The sequence below is a fragment of the Nostoc sp. XA010 genome (genome assembly GCF_020829625.1).
Lineage (GTDB): Bacteria > Cyanobacteriota > Cyanobacteriia > Cyanobacteriales > Nostocaceae > Nostoc.
The window spans coordinates 289,424-302,929 of the sequence record NZ_JAIVFX010000006.1; the positions used below are offsets into that span (position 1 = coordinate 289,424).

General features: G+C 43.3%; 13 protein-coding genes. 5 read left to right on the forward strand and 8 right to left on the reverse strand.

The genetic code is table 11. The annotated features are described in order from the left end of the window. Positions 1 to 15: 15 nt before the first annotated feature. Both LC608_RS12275 and LC608_RS12280 read right to left on the reverse strand, forming a co-directional pair. Positions 16 to 654 carry a pentapeptide repeat-containing protein gene (locus tag LC608_RS12275; RefSeq protein WP_229553800.1) on the reverse strand — a complete coding sequence of 213 codons (639 nt, stop codon included), beginning with the start codon at positions 652 to 654 and terminating at the stop codon, positions 16 to 18. A gap of 245 nt (positions 655 to 899) precedes the next feature. Beyond that, positions 900 to 1,574 (reverse strand): cadmium resistance transporter, encoded by a 675-nt coding sequence (locus LC608_RS12280; RefSeq protein ID WP_229553801.1) that lies wholly within the window; start codon positions 1,572 to 1,574, stop codon positions 900 to 902. Between the two features lie 605 nt (positions 1,575 to 2,179). Here LC608_RS12280 and LC608_RS12285 point away from each other — a divergent pair. Then, positions 2,180 to 2,620, forward strand: coding sequence for a Crp/Fnr family transcriptional regulator (locus tag LC608_RS12285; protein WP_229553802.1), 441 nt, complete (start codon positions 2,180 to 2,182; stop codon positions 2,618 to 2,620). A gap of 40 nt (positions 2,621 to 2,660) precedes the next feature. Here the strand turns inward: LC608_RS12285 and LC608_RS12290 are convergent, their stop codons facing one another. Next, positions 2,661 to 4,148, reverse strand: a complete 1,488-nt coding sequence (locus LC608_RS12290) for a cobyrinate a,c-diamide synthase (protein WP_229553803.1) — start codon at positions 4,146 to 4,148, stop codon at positions 2,661 to 2,663. Between the two features lie 122 nt (positions 4,149 to 4,270). Between LC608_RS12290 and LC608_RS12295 the strand changes: the two genes are divergently transcribed. Then, positions 4,271 to 4,906, forward strand: a complete 636-nt coding sequence (locus LC608_RS12295; RefSeq protein ID WP_229553804.1) for a glutathione S-transferase family protein — start codon at positions 4,271 to 4,273, stop codon at positions 4,904 to 4,906. A 51-nt stretch (positions 4,907 to 4,957) separates the two neighbouring features. Here the strand turns inward: LC608_RS12295 and opcA are convergent, their stop codons facing one another. The 4 genes from opcA to fbp all read right to left on the reverse strand — a co-directional run bounded on the left by opcA (position 4,958) and on the right by fbp (position 10,915). After that, on the reverse strand, positions 4,958 to 6,319 hold the full coding sequence (gene opcA, locus LC608_RS12300; RefSeq protein ID WP_229553805.1) for a glucose-6-phosphate dehydrogenase assembly protein OpcA: 1,362 nt from the start codon (positions 6,317 to 6,319) through the stop codon (positions 4,958 to 4,960). A 206-nt stretch (positions 6,320 to 6,525) separates the two neighbouring features. Continuing rightward, positions 6,526 to 8,055, reverse strand: a complete 1,530-nt coding sequence (gene zwf, locus LC608_RS12305; protein ID WP_229553806.1) for a glucose-6-phosphate dehydrogenase — start codon at positions 8,053 to 8,055, stop codon at positions 6,526 to 6,528. A gap of 162 nt (positions 8,056 to 8,217) precedes the next feature. Continuing rightward, complete coding sequence (gene tal / locus LC608_RS12310) at positions 8,218 to 9,363, reverse strand: transaldolase (RefSeq protein WP_229553807.1); 1,146 nt, start codon at positions 9,361 to 9,363, stop codon at positions 8,218 to 8,220. Between the two features lie 502 nt (positions 9,364 to 9,865). Continuing rightward, a complete protein-coding gene (gene fbp / locus LC608_RS12315) occupies positions 9,866 to 10,915 on the reverse strand; it encodes a class 1 fructose-bisphosphatase (protein WP_229553809.1) in 1,050 nt (349 codons plus the stop codon). A gap of 285 nt (positions 10,916 to 11,200) precedes the next feature. On the opposite strand from fbp, the gene LC608_RS12320 reads away from it, so the two are divergent. The 3 genes from LC608_RS12320 to LC608_RS12330 all read left to right on the forward strand — a co-directional run bounded on the left by LC608_RS12320 (position 11,201) and on the right by LC608_RS12330 (position 13,042). Continuing rightward, complete coding sequence (locus tag LC608_RS12320; protein ID WP_229553810.1) at positions 11,201 to 11,446, forward strand: hypothetical protein; 246 nt, start codon at positions 11,201 to 11,203, stop codon at positions 11,444 to 11,446. Positions 11,447 to 11,696: 250 nt separating this feature from the next. Next, complete coding sequence (locus tag LC608_RS12325; RefSeq protein ID WP_229553812.1) at positions 11,697 to 12,401, forward strand: Uma2 family endonuclease; 705 nt, start codon at positions 11,697 to 11,699, stop codon at positions 12,399 to 12,401. A 503-nt stretch (positions 12,402 to 12,904) separates the two neighbouring features. Then, positions 12,905 to 13,042, forward strand: a complete 138-nt coding sequence (locus LC608_RS12330) for a DUF928 domain-containing protein (protein ID WP_229553813.1) — start codon at positions 12,905 to 12,907, stop codon at positions 13,040 to 13,042. 30 nt (positions 13,043 to 13,072) lie between these two features. Here LC608_RS12330 and LC608_RS12335 read toward each other — a convergent pair whose 3' ends face one another. Then, the gene (locus tag LC608_RS12335) at positions 13,073 to 13,387 is read right to left on the reverse strand and encodes a hypothetical protein (RefSeq protein WP_229553814.1); all 315 of its coding nucleotides are present in this window, start codon (positions 13,385 to 13,387) and stop codon (positions 13,073 to 13,075) included. Positions 13,388 to 13,506 lie beyond the last annotated feature (119 nt).

Below are 13,506 nucleotides of genomic sequence, written 5' to 3' on the forward strand. Positions count from 1 at the left end.
AGAACTTCAGTTTAATTACTGAACAGTGAATCCTTCTGGTCTGATTGCATCTTCCAAATCAACCCCCATCAGGTTAACCCCTTGGATGTTTGCATTTGTGAGATTTGCCTTTTCCAAGTCTGCGCCCTGTAGGTTAGCCGTTTGCAGATTTGCTCCTAGCAGGTTGGCTTTCTCTAGGTCTGCATCAAATAGGTTTGCTCCCACAAGGTTTGCTCCCAAAAGGTTTACCTTACCTAAATCTGCTCCTTGAAAGTTTGCCCCTTGTAAATTTGTTTGCTGTAAGTTAGCCCTTTCTAAATCTGCATTTTGTAAGTTAGCACCCTCCAAGTTTGCCGCTTGCAGATTTGCGTCCTTTAGCATTGCTCCAGTCAGATTACATCCGGCACATTCGTTGGTTTGTAATAAACGTCTAACGTTTTCTGCAACAGACACTATTGGGGACGTAACCGGAGATATTAGTGGGGAAGTTACAGATTCCATTGGGGATGAAACCGGAGATATTACTGGAGCTAATTCAGATTCCGTAGGTATGGATGGCGTTAGTGTTTGAGCTTTAACTGCTTGCTGGTCAAGGAGCGAAAATCCTATTACAAGTACCAGAAATACTGCTGTTACGATCCAGCGAGTTAATTTTTTAGAATTTGATTGATTCATTAGTTCCTTCATAAGCTGATTCGTAGTGCTGGGCTTGCTTTTATAAGAGCCATCAATAATGTGCTTTATTCTCACTTTAGATAACTTGATTGATAACATCAAATATTATTTTGATTCCAATTGATAAATTCAAGTGATTAAAAATTTTTTTAGATGGGAAACGATCGCTGATTTTTTGGTTATATCTGGGAGATAGCACCCATCAATAATTTCGAGTTTTCAGATCGGGTGCAATCGCTTCATGCTTAATGAGAAAGCATTGCCAGACTAGGCAAAAGCCGATATGTTTCACTTTTAATTAAGATAGAGAGTCCCAAGTAAATTAAGACAAAGGGGAAGATTTTCCGACCATAGCGAGTTAAAACGGGAGCCATGAGAGGATTACGAGTCAGGTTGTAAGACAGTAAGCACCACATCCCAACAGTGAAATAGCAAGAACACAGAATTACACCCAAACTTGGAAGATTGCTACTGGCAAACAACGGTACATAGATCCCAATATTGTTTCCTCCATTGGCAATGGTGACAGCAGAAACGCGGTAGGTTTGCGGATCGCGGATGGTTTCCAATAGTGATTTCTTCTGGCGTCCAGATTTCATAGGAGAGGTTAAGTCAATTGATACAGCTTGCACTGTCTCTTCTTCCTCTTCTCGACTGATAAGATTACTGATACCAATGGTGATGGGAAGCAAACCCAGCAAACCAATCCAGGTACTTGGAACTAGCAGACCGCCGAAGAAACCAGGGAGACTAGCGCATACTAAGGCTGTGAACCCCAGAAATTCACCAAGAACAATATGCTTAGGACGAAAGCTGCGATTGACTTTTCCGAAGAAAGCTGTCAAATATAAATTGTCGTCAAAGGTGGTTGCAAAAGCGGTAGAGATTCCAATAATTAATGTACTAATTAGCCAAGTCATAATTGTTGCTCACGATAATTCAATGCTGTTTGTCCTAGTCCTTCTGTGCTCCCCGATGTCAGGGCAGTTCAGCAGATTTTGTGACTGTTTTACCTAACGACCACCGATCGCGGTTCGTTAGCCATTAGCCAGTTCCCCAGTTTTTAGAAGCTATTGCCTCTAATCAGATTGGTGATTTTTTTCTCAGCAAGGTACCTTGGGAGCTCATGCAGTCAATATTATGGCTTTCACCCCAATAAGAGCAAATACTCTTGTTTTTTAAAACGATAAATAAAAGTGATTCATAATTTAACCATTATGTTTGCCTCGTTTCCTCGTTCCTGGAATGCATTCATTGAGACTCTGACTCAATGTTTTACTTGAAGCAGCAGCCCTAATCAGCCACAGAGCATGGGAACGAGAGAATACCTAATACTGAGTTTGAGAAGTTTCTCTGCGTAGTTTACCGCCGTAGGCATCGCTCCTATTGAAGAGATGGTAAGTGGTTTTCTGTCGGTAAAGTTTAAGATATTCTTGACGGCTAGCGTTCAACGTCGGTTAATATGACTAATCGCGTGGCTTCAGTTTTAAAATTTACAGTAATGTTTAATATTTAACTTGTAATTATGCTAACCAGTGTTGACCGTTTATTATTTGTCCGGCGAGTCCCAATTTTTAAGGAATTGCGGGATGATTTTATTGTGCGGCTCACTTCAGTAATGAACGAATTGTCATTTCCAGCTAACTACACGATTTTTCGCCAGGGAGAAGAAGGGCGATCGCTCTATATTGTCGTCTCAGGCCGAGTTAAAGTTCACATTGGCAATAAACAGTTGGCAGAGGTGGAACAGGGAAAATACTTTGGTGAGATGGCAGTATTTGATACTCAACCTCGTTCCGCGAGCGCAACGACTTTAGAACCTTGTGAATTTTTAGAACTGACGCAAGAGCAGCTGTATGATGCGATCGAAGAAACTCCCGAAATTGCTGTGAATATCATTCGTGAGTTATCCCGTCTGATTCGCAAGTTGAATGACGATCTGAGTGTCACCTCTTTACGGAGTTAATTCTCTGATAGCTTTTAATTCACCCTACTGGGTTTTGCGCTTATTTCCACGTTTCTATAGATGCTAGTTTTCGACATTCTTGAAGAAACTGTTGGGGAATTTCTCTAGTTCCTCCCCAGTGCGAATGCACATAAGAAGCATAAACATTTTTAGGCAAACCCCATCCCTCACATCCCATATTTTCCTCACAGTCGTAGCGAGAAGTTTCAAATAGGGGCTGAGTAGGATTTAAGGTTAAATGGGAACGATGAAACTCATGTCCGTAAACAGTTGTACCTGCCTTAACTAACAGATTATCTTGCAAAGCTACTGCCCGACGATAGCCTAAAGTTAAACGCCCACCCATTACAGCAGATGTCGGTAAAACTCCCGCCATTGACCAAGATTTACCCTCAAAATCGATAATTTGCTCACATAAATACATTAATCCTCCGCATTCAGCGATCGCAGGCATTCCTTGAAGAATTGCTGTTTTCACTGCATCACGAACGCTAGTATTTTCTGCTAGTTGCTGGGCAAAAACTTCTGGGAAACCGCCCCCAAAATACATTCCCTGCACATCTTTTGGTATTGCAGCATCTTCTAAGGGACTCCAGAAAACTAGTTCTGCGCCAAGTTGTTGCAGCAAATCAAGATTGTCTTGATAGTAGAAATTAAAAGCGCGATCGCGGGCTACTGCAATTCTGACTAGGGATGAGGGAAGATGAGGGAGATGAGGGGGATGAGGGGGATGAGGGAGAGGTTTTGATTTTAATAGGGGTAATAAATGTTGCCAATCGAAGCAGGTATCTCCTAAATCGGCGAGGCGATTAATTAAAGCGTTGAGTTCGGGAAGTTCTGCTGTGGGTACTAAACCCAAATGGCGATCGGGAATTGTGATGTTATCTTGACGCCGCAGTACGCCGAAAATCGGTAATTGTAAGGGTTCGAGAGAATCTTTCAGTAGAGAGAGATGGCGATCGCTCCCCACCCGATTTAATACTACCCCAGCTATTTTAATTCTAGGATCAAAAGACCGATAGCCATGAGCGATCGCAGCTACAGAACCAGATAAACGACTACAATCAATCACCAACACCACAGGTAAATCTAAAAGCCGCGCGATGTGTGCCGTACTCGCAAAATCTGTTGGACATTGGGTATTAATCAATAATTTTTCTTTCCCTGCTTCCCCTGCTTCCCCTGCCTCCCCTGCTCCCCCTGCTCCCTCATCCCCACTCCCCACTCCCCATTCCCTACTCCCCTTCACTCCATCAAATAGCCCCATTACCCCTTCGACTAGGGCATATTCACTCAGTTGGCTATGACGGGCAAAACATTGTTGAACGTAGGCTTCAGAAGTCAACACTGAGTCTAAATTGCGACAAGGACGACCAGTTACGTGTTGATGAAACATCGGATCGATATAGTCTGGGCCTACCTTGAAAGATTGCACCAGGCGATCGCGACGGCACAAAGATGCTAAAAGGGTGAGCGTAACTGTTGTCTTGCCCACCCCACTACGTTCTCCAGCAATGATTAAAGCCATAAATGAAACAAATGAGGTTTTTATACCAATTAGGGGAGTTAGGCTGAAAAAGATAGTCTAATAATATAGCTAGAGATTAGCCGACATCGGATAGTAATGAGCCATCAAAAGAGGAACATTTTATGATCGTTGTTCATCATCTTAACAACTCGCGATCGCAGCGTGTGCTGTGGCTGCTTGAGGAATTAGATATCGAATACGAGATCAAATTCTATGAACGCGATGCAAAGACGATGCTAGCACCAGAGTCGCTACGCCAAGTTCATCCGCTTGGCAAATCACCAGTGATCACAGATGCAGACGTCACGGTTGCTGAGTCGGGCGCGATCGTCGAATACCTCGTTAATCGCTACGGCAATGGTCGGCTAGTCCCAGCATCCCATACACCAGAGCATCTACGCTATACATATTGGCTGCATTACGCCGAAGGGTCTGCAATGCCACCTCTGGTAATGCGGGTAGTATTGAACAATTTCGGGGAAGGAGACAGCAGCGTTGTTAGGGGATTCGTCGCCCCTCAGATCAAACTTCACTTTGACTACATAGAAAGTGAACTACGTAAAAGTACGTGGTTTGTCGGTGAGGAATTTACCGCCGCCGATATTCAAATGAGCTTTCCTCTCGAACTAGTCGCTATGCTCCCCGAAGAGGTGGAGAGCCGACCAAAGCTTAAAGAATTTATCGATCGCATTCATGGGCGACCTGCTTACAAACAGGCACTTGAGCGTGGAGGCGCATACGACCTATCCTTTCAATAAAAATTCCTCCCTTCCCGACCCGGGAAGGGAGGTAGGGGGGCTAGACCTGGATTAATGAGCCAATTTGAAAATATTTGCTGTCACTCCTAGACTTTCTTCAAAAAGTGATTCGCGGCCCCAGCGTTGCACCTGCTGACTCAGCAAAGCTTCCGCTTTTTGTTCCGAAAGTGAAGTCACCTGTTGAAACAGACCGGCAGATTGAGCGCCGCCGTGGGTTTCCATCCGCATACAACCACCAGTTTCTGAGCAGATAACTGTACCACAGTCTGCCTGAAGATTTGTCGAACTCAGGCGCAAGGCAATCAAGTCGCCGATAATATCGCCCACATCAGCAACCGGAACTCCTGCTAACTCTGCTTCTACTTGTCGCTGCTCTTGAGCAATAAAACGGATGCGAGTGATGTCATAATCACCGCTTTCCTTTTCATAAGAAACTGGCTGCCATTGCAACCGACTTGCCAACCAACCCAAAAACAGCAAAGCTTGGGCAGGGTTGCCTTTTTCGTAATCAATCGTAACGCGGTCAATTTCTTTGAGGGCGGCGCGACGGTTAGGTGAGTCGTAAGCCTCAGCTGTCAATTCCTGCCATGATGCGAGGCGACGCCAGTTTAAGTCAGCTAAAGGTACACCCGTTTCTACCAACTCTTCTAAGTGGAGTAAATCACTTTCTGGCTCGTTGAAGTTGCAAGAATCTACAATCACATTATTGCAGACTGCTGCTAGGCGCTTGAATAGACCGTTATTAGGGTCTGGTGTTGCCTTCCACCAGAGAAACTTTGGCAAGCCGCCAATCAACAATGCCGGAATCATACCACCAATACGTTCTAAGGCAGCAGCAGTTCCACTGAGAGTGATGTATTCGCAGCAGATAAGTGTGCTTGACGATTGCTTTTGGATGGGGCAATAGGCAGAAACTTGAGCCTTAACCCCTTCATCTTCGCCAGCAATGGGAAATAGCGCAATGATGCGGCAGGGGTTGCGGAGAGCGATTTCATCGGCAATTCTGGGGCTACCGCTACTTAACCCAGCAGCAGGATGTTCTGCTACAGTCCCACCTCGCTGACCTTTAGCGAATTCTTCTCGTAATACAGTCAGAGTTTTTTGTGTTGCTGTTCCAGTTTCTGGCAGACTATGTTCCTTTTGGAATTCCCGCAATGCTGCCACCATCTGTGGCCCTAAAATCCCATCAATTGGGCCGTTGTAAAATCCTAAAGCAGCCAACAAATACTGAGTTTCTTCTGGTTCGTAGACCACTAAAGTAAATGTTGTTGCCCTAGTAGCACTGGGAAGCCCACCGTCCTCGCCAGTAATACCGTAACTTTGCCAAATTTGATTGAGTTCGGCATCTATTTCGTTAAGCGAAATATCTTTCGGTGCCTGGAGTGAAAAAATTGTAGAAGTTTGGAGAGCCATAGTAGTTTTGAGTTGTCAGCTTTGTTTGAAGTTAGGAGTTAGGAGTTAGAAATTAGAAGTTAGAAGTTAGAAGTTGAAAGTTAGGAGTTGAAAATTAGGAGTTAGGAGTTGAAAGTTAGGAGTTAGAACAACTGAAATTCTTAACTCAAAAACTCAAAAATTCATAACTCATAACTCATAACTCATAACTCCTAACTCCTAACTTTCTACAGTCTGCGCCAGCGACGGCCATCCTGGTTAATTAAGAGTTCTGCTTGTTCTGGTTCCCAAGTACCGGCTTCGTACTGGGGAATATTATTAGGATCGGCGGGTGCATCCCAAACGGAAAGGGCTGGTGTTACTACTTGCCAAGCTGCTTCTACTTCATCCGCGCGTGTGAACAATGTTTGATCGCCCATCATACAATCAAGGAATAGGCGATCGTAAGCATCGGATGTTGCTTGGATGCCAAAGGAACCATAACTAAAGTCCATGTCAACAGAACGGGTGCGGAATTCTGCCCCCGGCATTTTGACATCAAAACGTAGGGAAATTCCTTCGTTTGGCTGAATCCGCATCGTCAAAATGTTGGCGTTTGTCTGTTGGGCGGCCGATTGGAACATCCGAGATGGAACTTCGCGGAAGTGAATGGCAATCTCACTTACTTTTTTCGGCATCCGCTTTCCGGTACGCAAGTAGAAAGGAACACCTTTCCAGCGCCAGTTATCTACCAAAAACTTCATCGCTACATAAGTGGGTGTGGTGGAGTTGGGGTCAACGCCTGGTTCTGTCCGATACCCTGGCACTGCTTGACCTTTCATCCAGCCAGCACTATACTGACCACGCACTGCTGACCGCGACAGATTGTGAACATCAGCTAAACGAGTAGCTTGGAGTACCTTCACTTTTTCTGTGCGGATGCTATCGGCATCCATTGCGTTGGGTGCTTCCATCGCCGTTAAGCAGTAAAGTTGCATGAGATGATTTTGCAACATATCCCGCAGTGCGCCGGCGCTTTCATAGTAACCAGCCCGGTCTTCCACACCCACGGTTTCTGCCACGGTAATTTGTACGTGGTCAACAAATTGACGATTCCACAAGGGTTCAAAAATCGCATTTGCAAAGCGAAACACCAGCAAATTCTGGACTGTTTCTTTACCTAAGTAGTGGTCAATGCGGTATACTTGATTTTCTTTGCAATATTTCTGTACCACTTGGTTAAGACTTTGGGCAGAAGCCAAGTCCCGACCAAAGGGTTTTTCAACTACTAGACGATGTTTGTAGGGATCTTCTAGCATCCCACCGCTTCCTAGCTGCTTAATCGCTTCGGGAAAGAATGAGGGGGCAACGGAGAGGTAGAACATGCGATTACCTCGCGTGCCCCGTTTTTCGTCTAATTCACTCAATAAGGTTTTTAGTTTCTTGTAGCTTTCGGGGTTGTCTATATCCCCAGGACTGTAAAACAGACCTTGAGAGAAGTCTTGCCAAAGTTCCCCTAAATCGACATCAGGATGGGCCTCTTCCATGCCCTTCTGCATTTGTTCACGGAAGTATTCATGGCTCCATTCTCGACGGGCTACGCCGACAATGGTAGTTTCTGGCGGTATCCGCCGTTCTCGCCGCAATTTGTAAAGTGCTGGCACTAGTTTGCGCCAGGTGAGATCACCAGAAGCGCCAAAGATAACTATAATCTGGGGTTCGGGCATCCCTTGTTGTTGCAGACCAACGCGCAAGGGATTTTCTAACAGACTAACCATAGGAATTTTGGATTTTGGATTTTGGATTTTGAGATTGGGGACTGGGTATTAGGGACTGGGTATTGGGTATTGGGTATTGGGTATTGGGGGTTTAGTATTAGGAAAATTGTTTACCAGTCCCCAGTCCCCAGTCACCAGTCCCTAGTCCCTAGTCCCTAGTCCCTACACTGGTGACAATACCTTGATCTTCTCTTCTAAAGAGTTCATCAAGGACTGGAAGGGCTGAATGAACTTGTCAATACCGTCAACTAACAGTTCATCCATGACGGCATCAAGATCGATGTTGATGTCGGGATCTTTGAGGTTTTCGATCAGCGTGTAAGCATTATCTACATTTGTTTCTAAGCGATCGCCTACGTTACAATGATCGGCACAAGCTTTTATCGTCGCTGGTGGTACGGTGTTAACGGTATCTCGCCCAATCAACTCTTCGATATACATCACGTCGTTGTAGCTGGGGTCTTTGGTGCTAGTACTAGCCCAAAGTAACCGTTGTACTGTGGCCCCTTTTTCTGCCAAAGCTTTCCAACGATCGCTCTCGATAATTTTCTTGTATTCCTGGTAGGCAATCTTGGCGTTAGCGATCGCTACTTTCCCTTTAACAGCTCTTAGCTTTGCTTCCAGGGAAATATCATCAACGCCTTTTTTCAACTTAGCATCTATTTTGGCGTCAATGTTGCTATCAATCCGGCTGAGGAAGAAGCTAGCGACTGAAGCAATTTTACTGATATCTTTACCTTCAGCCAGCCGTTTTTCTAAGCCCCGAATATATGTCCAAGCTGTGTTTACGTAGCTTTCTACAGAAAACAGCAAGGTAATGTTAACATTCATCCCTTCGGCTATTACCTGTTCCACTGCTGGCAAACCAGGTTTTGTACCGGGAATTTTAATCATTAGATTTTCCCGACCAACTTCTTGGAAATAGCGCCGGGCTTCGGTTATTGTTGCTTCAGTATCATGGGCGATAGTTGGTGGGACTTCGATACTCACATAACCATCTAGTCTATCCGAAGCTTCATAAACGGGGCGTAAAATATCACATGCATAACGGATATCTGCAAAAACTAGCGATTCGTAAATTTTATCTGTGGGTAAATTAGCACGAACTGCGGTTTCGATATCAGCATCATAAATGACATTACCTGCGATCGCTTTCTCAAATATAGCTGGGTTAGAAGTAATCCCAGAGATACCTTGATTTTCAACCATGTCCTTGAGTTCGCCTGATTGAATAATGTCACGGCTCAAATTATCCATCCAGATACTTTGACCGTATTGGTTAATTTCTAGTAGATGATTGGTAGACATAGCTCTAATTTGTTTCACTCCTGTATAGTGATGTTTCTAAGTAAGTTGGCAAAAGCCATCAAAATTTGATGGTTACTTTTGAATTGTGGCGTTGCCAATCACTTATCGCATCGGCCAGCTGAGATAATCTTTAATACATCTTTAAGAAGTGCTATTCTGCATTGCCAATCCTAAATCACCATGATTAACTTTTAATTAATGCCAGATGCTAGACGCATCCTTGATCCTTTTATTACCGTCTTCTAGTGCAGCATGGCAAAAATAACTATCCAGTTGAAAAAGTTTAAAAAGCTTTATTTACAAGCTTTATTTGCTCCTAAATTGTGCCTTTTTACACTAATACATGTCAGCAGCCATTTCATTACAGCCAGAAAGACCAAAATTAAAGCCTTTTGACTTTTGACTTTTGAACGCCAGTTGCTACCCTGCGGGAACGCTAAGAGCGAACAAGTCGGCAGAGCCGCCCAACGCACTGGCTCCTTTTGACTTCCGCCTTGCGGTGCTAGTGTCCGTTTTGAATAAAAGACTCCACCTTTGCTACATCCTCTTTGCTACCAATAATTAAAGGTGTGCGTTGATGCAATTTTTTCGGCACTACATCCAAGATATCCATCAGTCCTGTAGTGGCGCGACCACCTGCTTGTTCAATCAAAAAGGCTAGAGGAGCAGTTTCATAAAGCAAGCGCAATTTACCTTCTGGGTTTTGAATTGTGCCTGGGTAGAGAAACACGCCCCCTTGAACTAAAATTCTATGGATGTCGCTCACCATTGCGCCGCTATAACGAGCGCTGTAGCCTTCTGTGCGATGAACGTAGCGGATGTATTCTCGAATTGATTCTTCCCACTGCCAGAAATTACCCTCATTCACGCTGTAAACAGAACCGTGGTTAGGAATCCGAATGTTTTCTTCTGTGAGAATAAATTCTCCTAAGCTGGGATCAAGAACAAAGGAATGAACCCCCTTACCTATACTATAAACCAGCAGCGTGCAGGGGCCATACAGAATATATCCAGCAGCAAGCTGCTTACGTCCGTTGGTGAGGAGGTCAGTTGCCTTACCATCGCTATCAGTTCCTTCTTGTTGGCGAATGGCGAAAATAGAACCCAAGCTGAGATTATTATCAGTGTTGGATGAGCCATCAATTGGGTCATACAGGAGGGTATAGCGACCAATGGGGCAATTTTCAGGGATATAGTAGGGTTTTTCCATTTCCTCAGAAGCTAGGCGACAGACTAAGCCGCTTTGCTTAAATACTGAGATAAATACATCATTGGCATAGACATCCATCTTTTTGACGGATTCTCCTTGGACATTAACTTCCCCAGTAAATCCGAGAACGCCTTCCATTAAACCAGCGCGACTCATGCGGCGAGCAACCAGTTTGCCTGCAAGGGCGATGCGATTCATCAACGCACTTAAATCCTGTGCATCTGGCGAAAAACTCTGAAGTTGCTGTAAGACGTGACGCGATAAGGTTGTACAATCACGATCTAAGGATTTATCTGTAATTTCATTGATAGACGAATCTATTGAATCTGGCGCTTTAGCCATTTTTGTGTTCTCCGCAGCCACTAGCTGTTAATTGGGTTTTAGTCGTGTATGGCAACTTATGGTTGCTGCTTCTATCTTAGAAAGGTAATTTGATAACTTAGATGCGACTTTAGATAAACTAAAGAAATGAATTTTCAGTGACTCCTGCACTCACACCCTAGATACGTAGTTTACTTCGACTTGTGTGTACACCGTAGAGGGGAGACGAAGCGTAGCTTTGGTTTTTTGGGGTTCTTGTGGCTTAGTAAGTAATCAAGCAGACATGATACAGCGTATTTCAAGTAAATGAAGTACACGGGTAGGGGCACAACATGTTGTGCCCCTACGATTATCTCTACCTCACGCCTGTTGCAATCTGCTGTATCAGCCGTGACGGGAACCACTTCAGACTTAACAGGAACCACTTCAGACTTGACGGGAGCCACTTCAGAGTTAACGGGAGCCACTTCAGAGTTAACGGGAACCACTTCAGACTTAACGGGAGCCACTTCAGTTGTGATGTTGCCAGGACAGTTTCTGCATTTAGGGTGAGTTATATATTGCACCTGCCTATCCCACCTAAGAATAAATTCTCTTTTCTTATAGCCTAAGTCCACTAATCATGGACTACAACCCTTACTTAGTCTTCAATAGATAGACTTTTTATTTCTCATTTATGCAAGAGGTAGTGATTTACCGAAATTAAGGGCAACGAACTCACCAAGTATTATGTGCAGCCTGAGCTACCCTAAAGCTATGGTAAAACAGGTTTATATTTATCAATTGGGATTGAGAACTGCTTATGTTCAACTACAATCCATTAGAGTGCCTACCTTCATCAGCAGAATTGCCAGATTCTGATGACACGCCTGTGGATAACGAACTGCAAATATTAATTCCCAACTTATTGTTAGCGATATTAGCTGCTATTTGGCAAACCCGCGATGATTGGTTCTTTGGGATCAACATGGGAATTTATTATACAATCAATAAACCTGCCATTGTCCCCGATGGGTTTTTAAGTTTGGGTGTAGAACGTTTTGTTGGAGAAAATGGGCGTTCTAGTTATGTACTTTGGGAAGAAGATGGCATTTCCCCAATCTTATCCTTAGAAATTATTTCCCAAACTTACAATTTTGAATACGAACAAAAGAAAGCAGATTATGCCCAATTAGGCATTTTGTATTATGTCATTTATGCACCAACCCGGTTACGTCGTAAGCGTCAGCGTTTAGAAGTTTATCGTTTAGTTAATGGTGAATATATTTTACAACCAGGCGATAAAATCTGGATGCCAGAAATTGGTTTAGGCATGGGACGTGAACGGGGAACCTACCAAGGAATCACGCGAGAATGGTTGTATTGGTATGATGAAAGTGGTAATAGATACTCAACACCAGAAGAAGTGACAGTTGAGCAACAGCGACAACTAGAGCAAACACAACAACAGCTTCAGGAACTTTTATCTAGATTAGAACAGAAGGGAATCAACCCGAATAATCTCTAAATAATTGGCGTTGGCGTAAAAGTTTGTCATTTTGCCGTTCGGTTTTAAATATGAAAGGATAAGGTGGCGATCGCACCTTACCCTTTTTCGTTAGGATTTATAAATTTTGTCAAAGTAAATTTTACATTAACAGTCTCTGAGTATCCGACCTTTTGGATTTATCTACCATAGTTACTTACAAGCTTATGCACTGGAGAGTTTTTATTTCAAGATTAAAGGGGCAAAGACATCTACCAAACGGCTTTGAGGCTGGCTAAAAAATCTGGTGTGATGGCATCGGTTTACTTCCAAGTCTGCAAGAAGCTCTGAAAACAAACAACAAGTATTAATGGTACTTCAAAGTTTCTTGTAGCGATCGCTAAATCACATCTGAGTATTTTCATCTAAGATCATGGGTACAACGGGTGTCGCTAACAAGCGACCTTAAAAGTAACTTAAAGACGGCAAAATCGAGAGTACGTTGCCTATATTGTTAATTATCTTTTGTAACTAATGTAGCAGATATGCGCCGCACTAATTCAGGCGATCGCTCTTGTTGCGATGATTGGACTAATTTGTTAAAAGCTATTAGTTTATCAGAATTTGCCTCTTCGCCAATTGTTGCGCGTTATGGCTCAGAAAAATTGTGGTTTAAAGAATAAAGTGGCGGCTTTTAAATTTCGTTACATAGGTTAATTTTTTAATGCATTAGCCGAGGTGTTTTTCAAGAGTAATTTAGATGCATTTAACTTGAGATTATAGGCAAGTCTCCAGGACAAGGTAGGAGAACCGGGGTCATGCATAGGATCTACATTCATTTTACAGTAGTAGTCATCGTCAGCACATACTTTTTCTCCTACAATAATTTCTTCTTTTACAATTTTTTCTCTTTTTACAGCTTGTATTCCTCCTACAATTTTTTCAGCCTCCACATCCATGATGTCCTGCTCAACAATTGATTCAATATAGTCTAAATCCAGGATTTTTATTTTCAAGGAATGATGCATAGTAATCACCCAATTAATTGTTTTACCTTAGAGGTAAAATCACCTCTATTTAACAACCAAACTTACAGTATAAATTTTTCTGCCAATTGTGCCGATTCTTCACAAAACTTTATAATTTA

Bases quoted from the DNA above. Each gene is read 5' to 3' on its own strand.
- LC608_RS12275 (WP_229553800.1), bottom strand. From the start codon at position 654: ATGAATCAATCAAATTCTAAAAAATTAACTCGCTGGATCGTAACAGCA.
- LC608_RS12280 (WP_229553801.1), bottom strand. From the start codon at position 1,574: ATGACTTGGCTAATTAGTACATTAATTATTGGAATCTCTACCGCTTTT.
- LC608_RS12285 (WP_229553802.1), top strand. From the start codon at position 2,180: ATGCTAACCAGTGTTGACCGTTTATTATTTGTCCGGCGAGTCCCAATT.
- LC608_RS12290 (WP_229553803.1), bottom strand. From the start codon at position 4,148: ATGGCTTTAATCATTGCTGGAGAACGTAGTGGGGTGGGCAAGACAACA.
- LC608_RS12295 (WP_229553804.1), top strand. From the start codon at position 4,271: ATGATCGTTGTTCATCATCTTAACAACTCGCGATCGCAGCGTGTGCTG.
- opcA (WP_229553805.1), bottom strand. From the start codon at position 6,319: ATGGCTCTCCAAACTTCTACAATTTTTTCACTCCAGGCACCGAAAGAT.
- zwf (WP_229553806.1), bottom strand. From the start codon at position 8,055: ATGGTTAGTCTGTTAGAAAATCCCTTGCGCGTTGGTCTGCAACAACAA.
- tal (WP_229553807.1), bottom strand. From the start codon at position 9,363: ATGTCTACCAATCATCTACTAGAAATTAACCAATACGGTCAAAGTATC.
- fbp (WP_229553809.1), bottom strand. From the start codon at position 10,915: ATGGCTAAAGCGCCAGATTCAATAGATTCGTCTATCAATGAAATTACA.
- LC608_RS12320 (WP_229553810.1), top strand. From the start codon at position 11,201: ATGAAGTACACGGGTAGGGGCACAACATGTTGTGCCCCTACGATTATC.
- LC608_RS12325 (WP_229553812.1), top strand. From the start codon at position 11,697: ATGTTCAACTACAATCCATTAGAGTGCCTACCTTCATCAGCAGAATTG.
- LC608_RS12330 (WP_229553813.1), top strand. From the start codon at position 12,905: ATGCGCCGCACTAATTCAGGCGATCGCTCTTGTTGCGATGATTGGACT.
- LC608_RS12335 (WP_229553814.1), bottom strand. From the start codon at position 13,387: ATGCATCATTCCTTGAAAATAAAAATCCTGGATTTAGACTATATTGAA.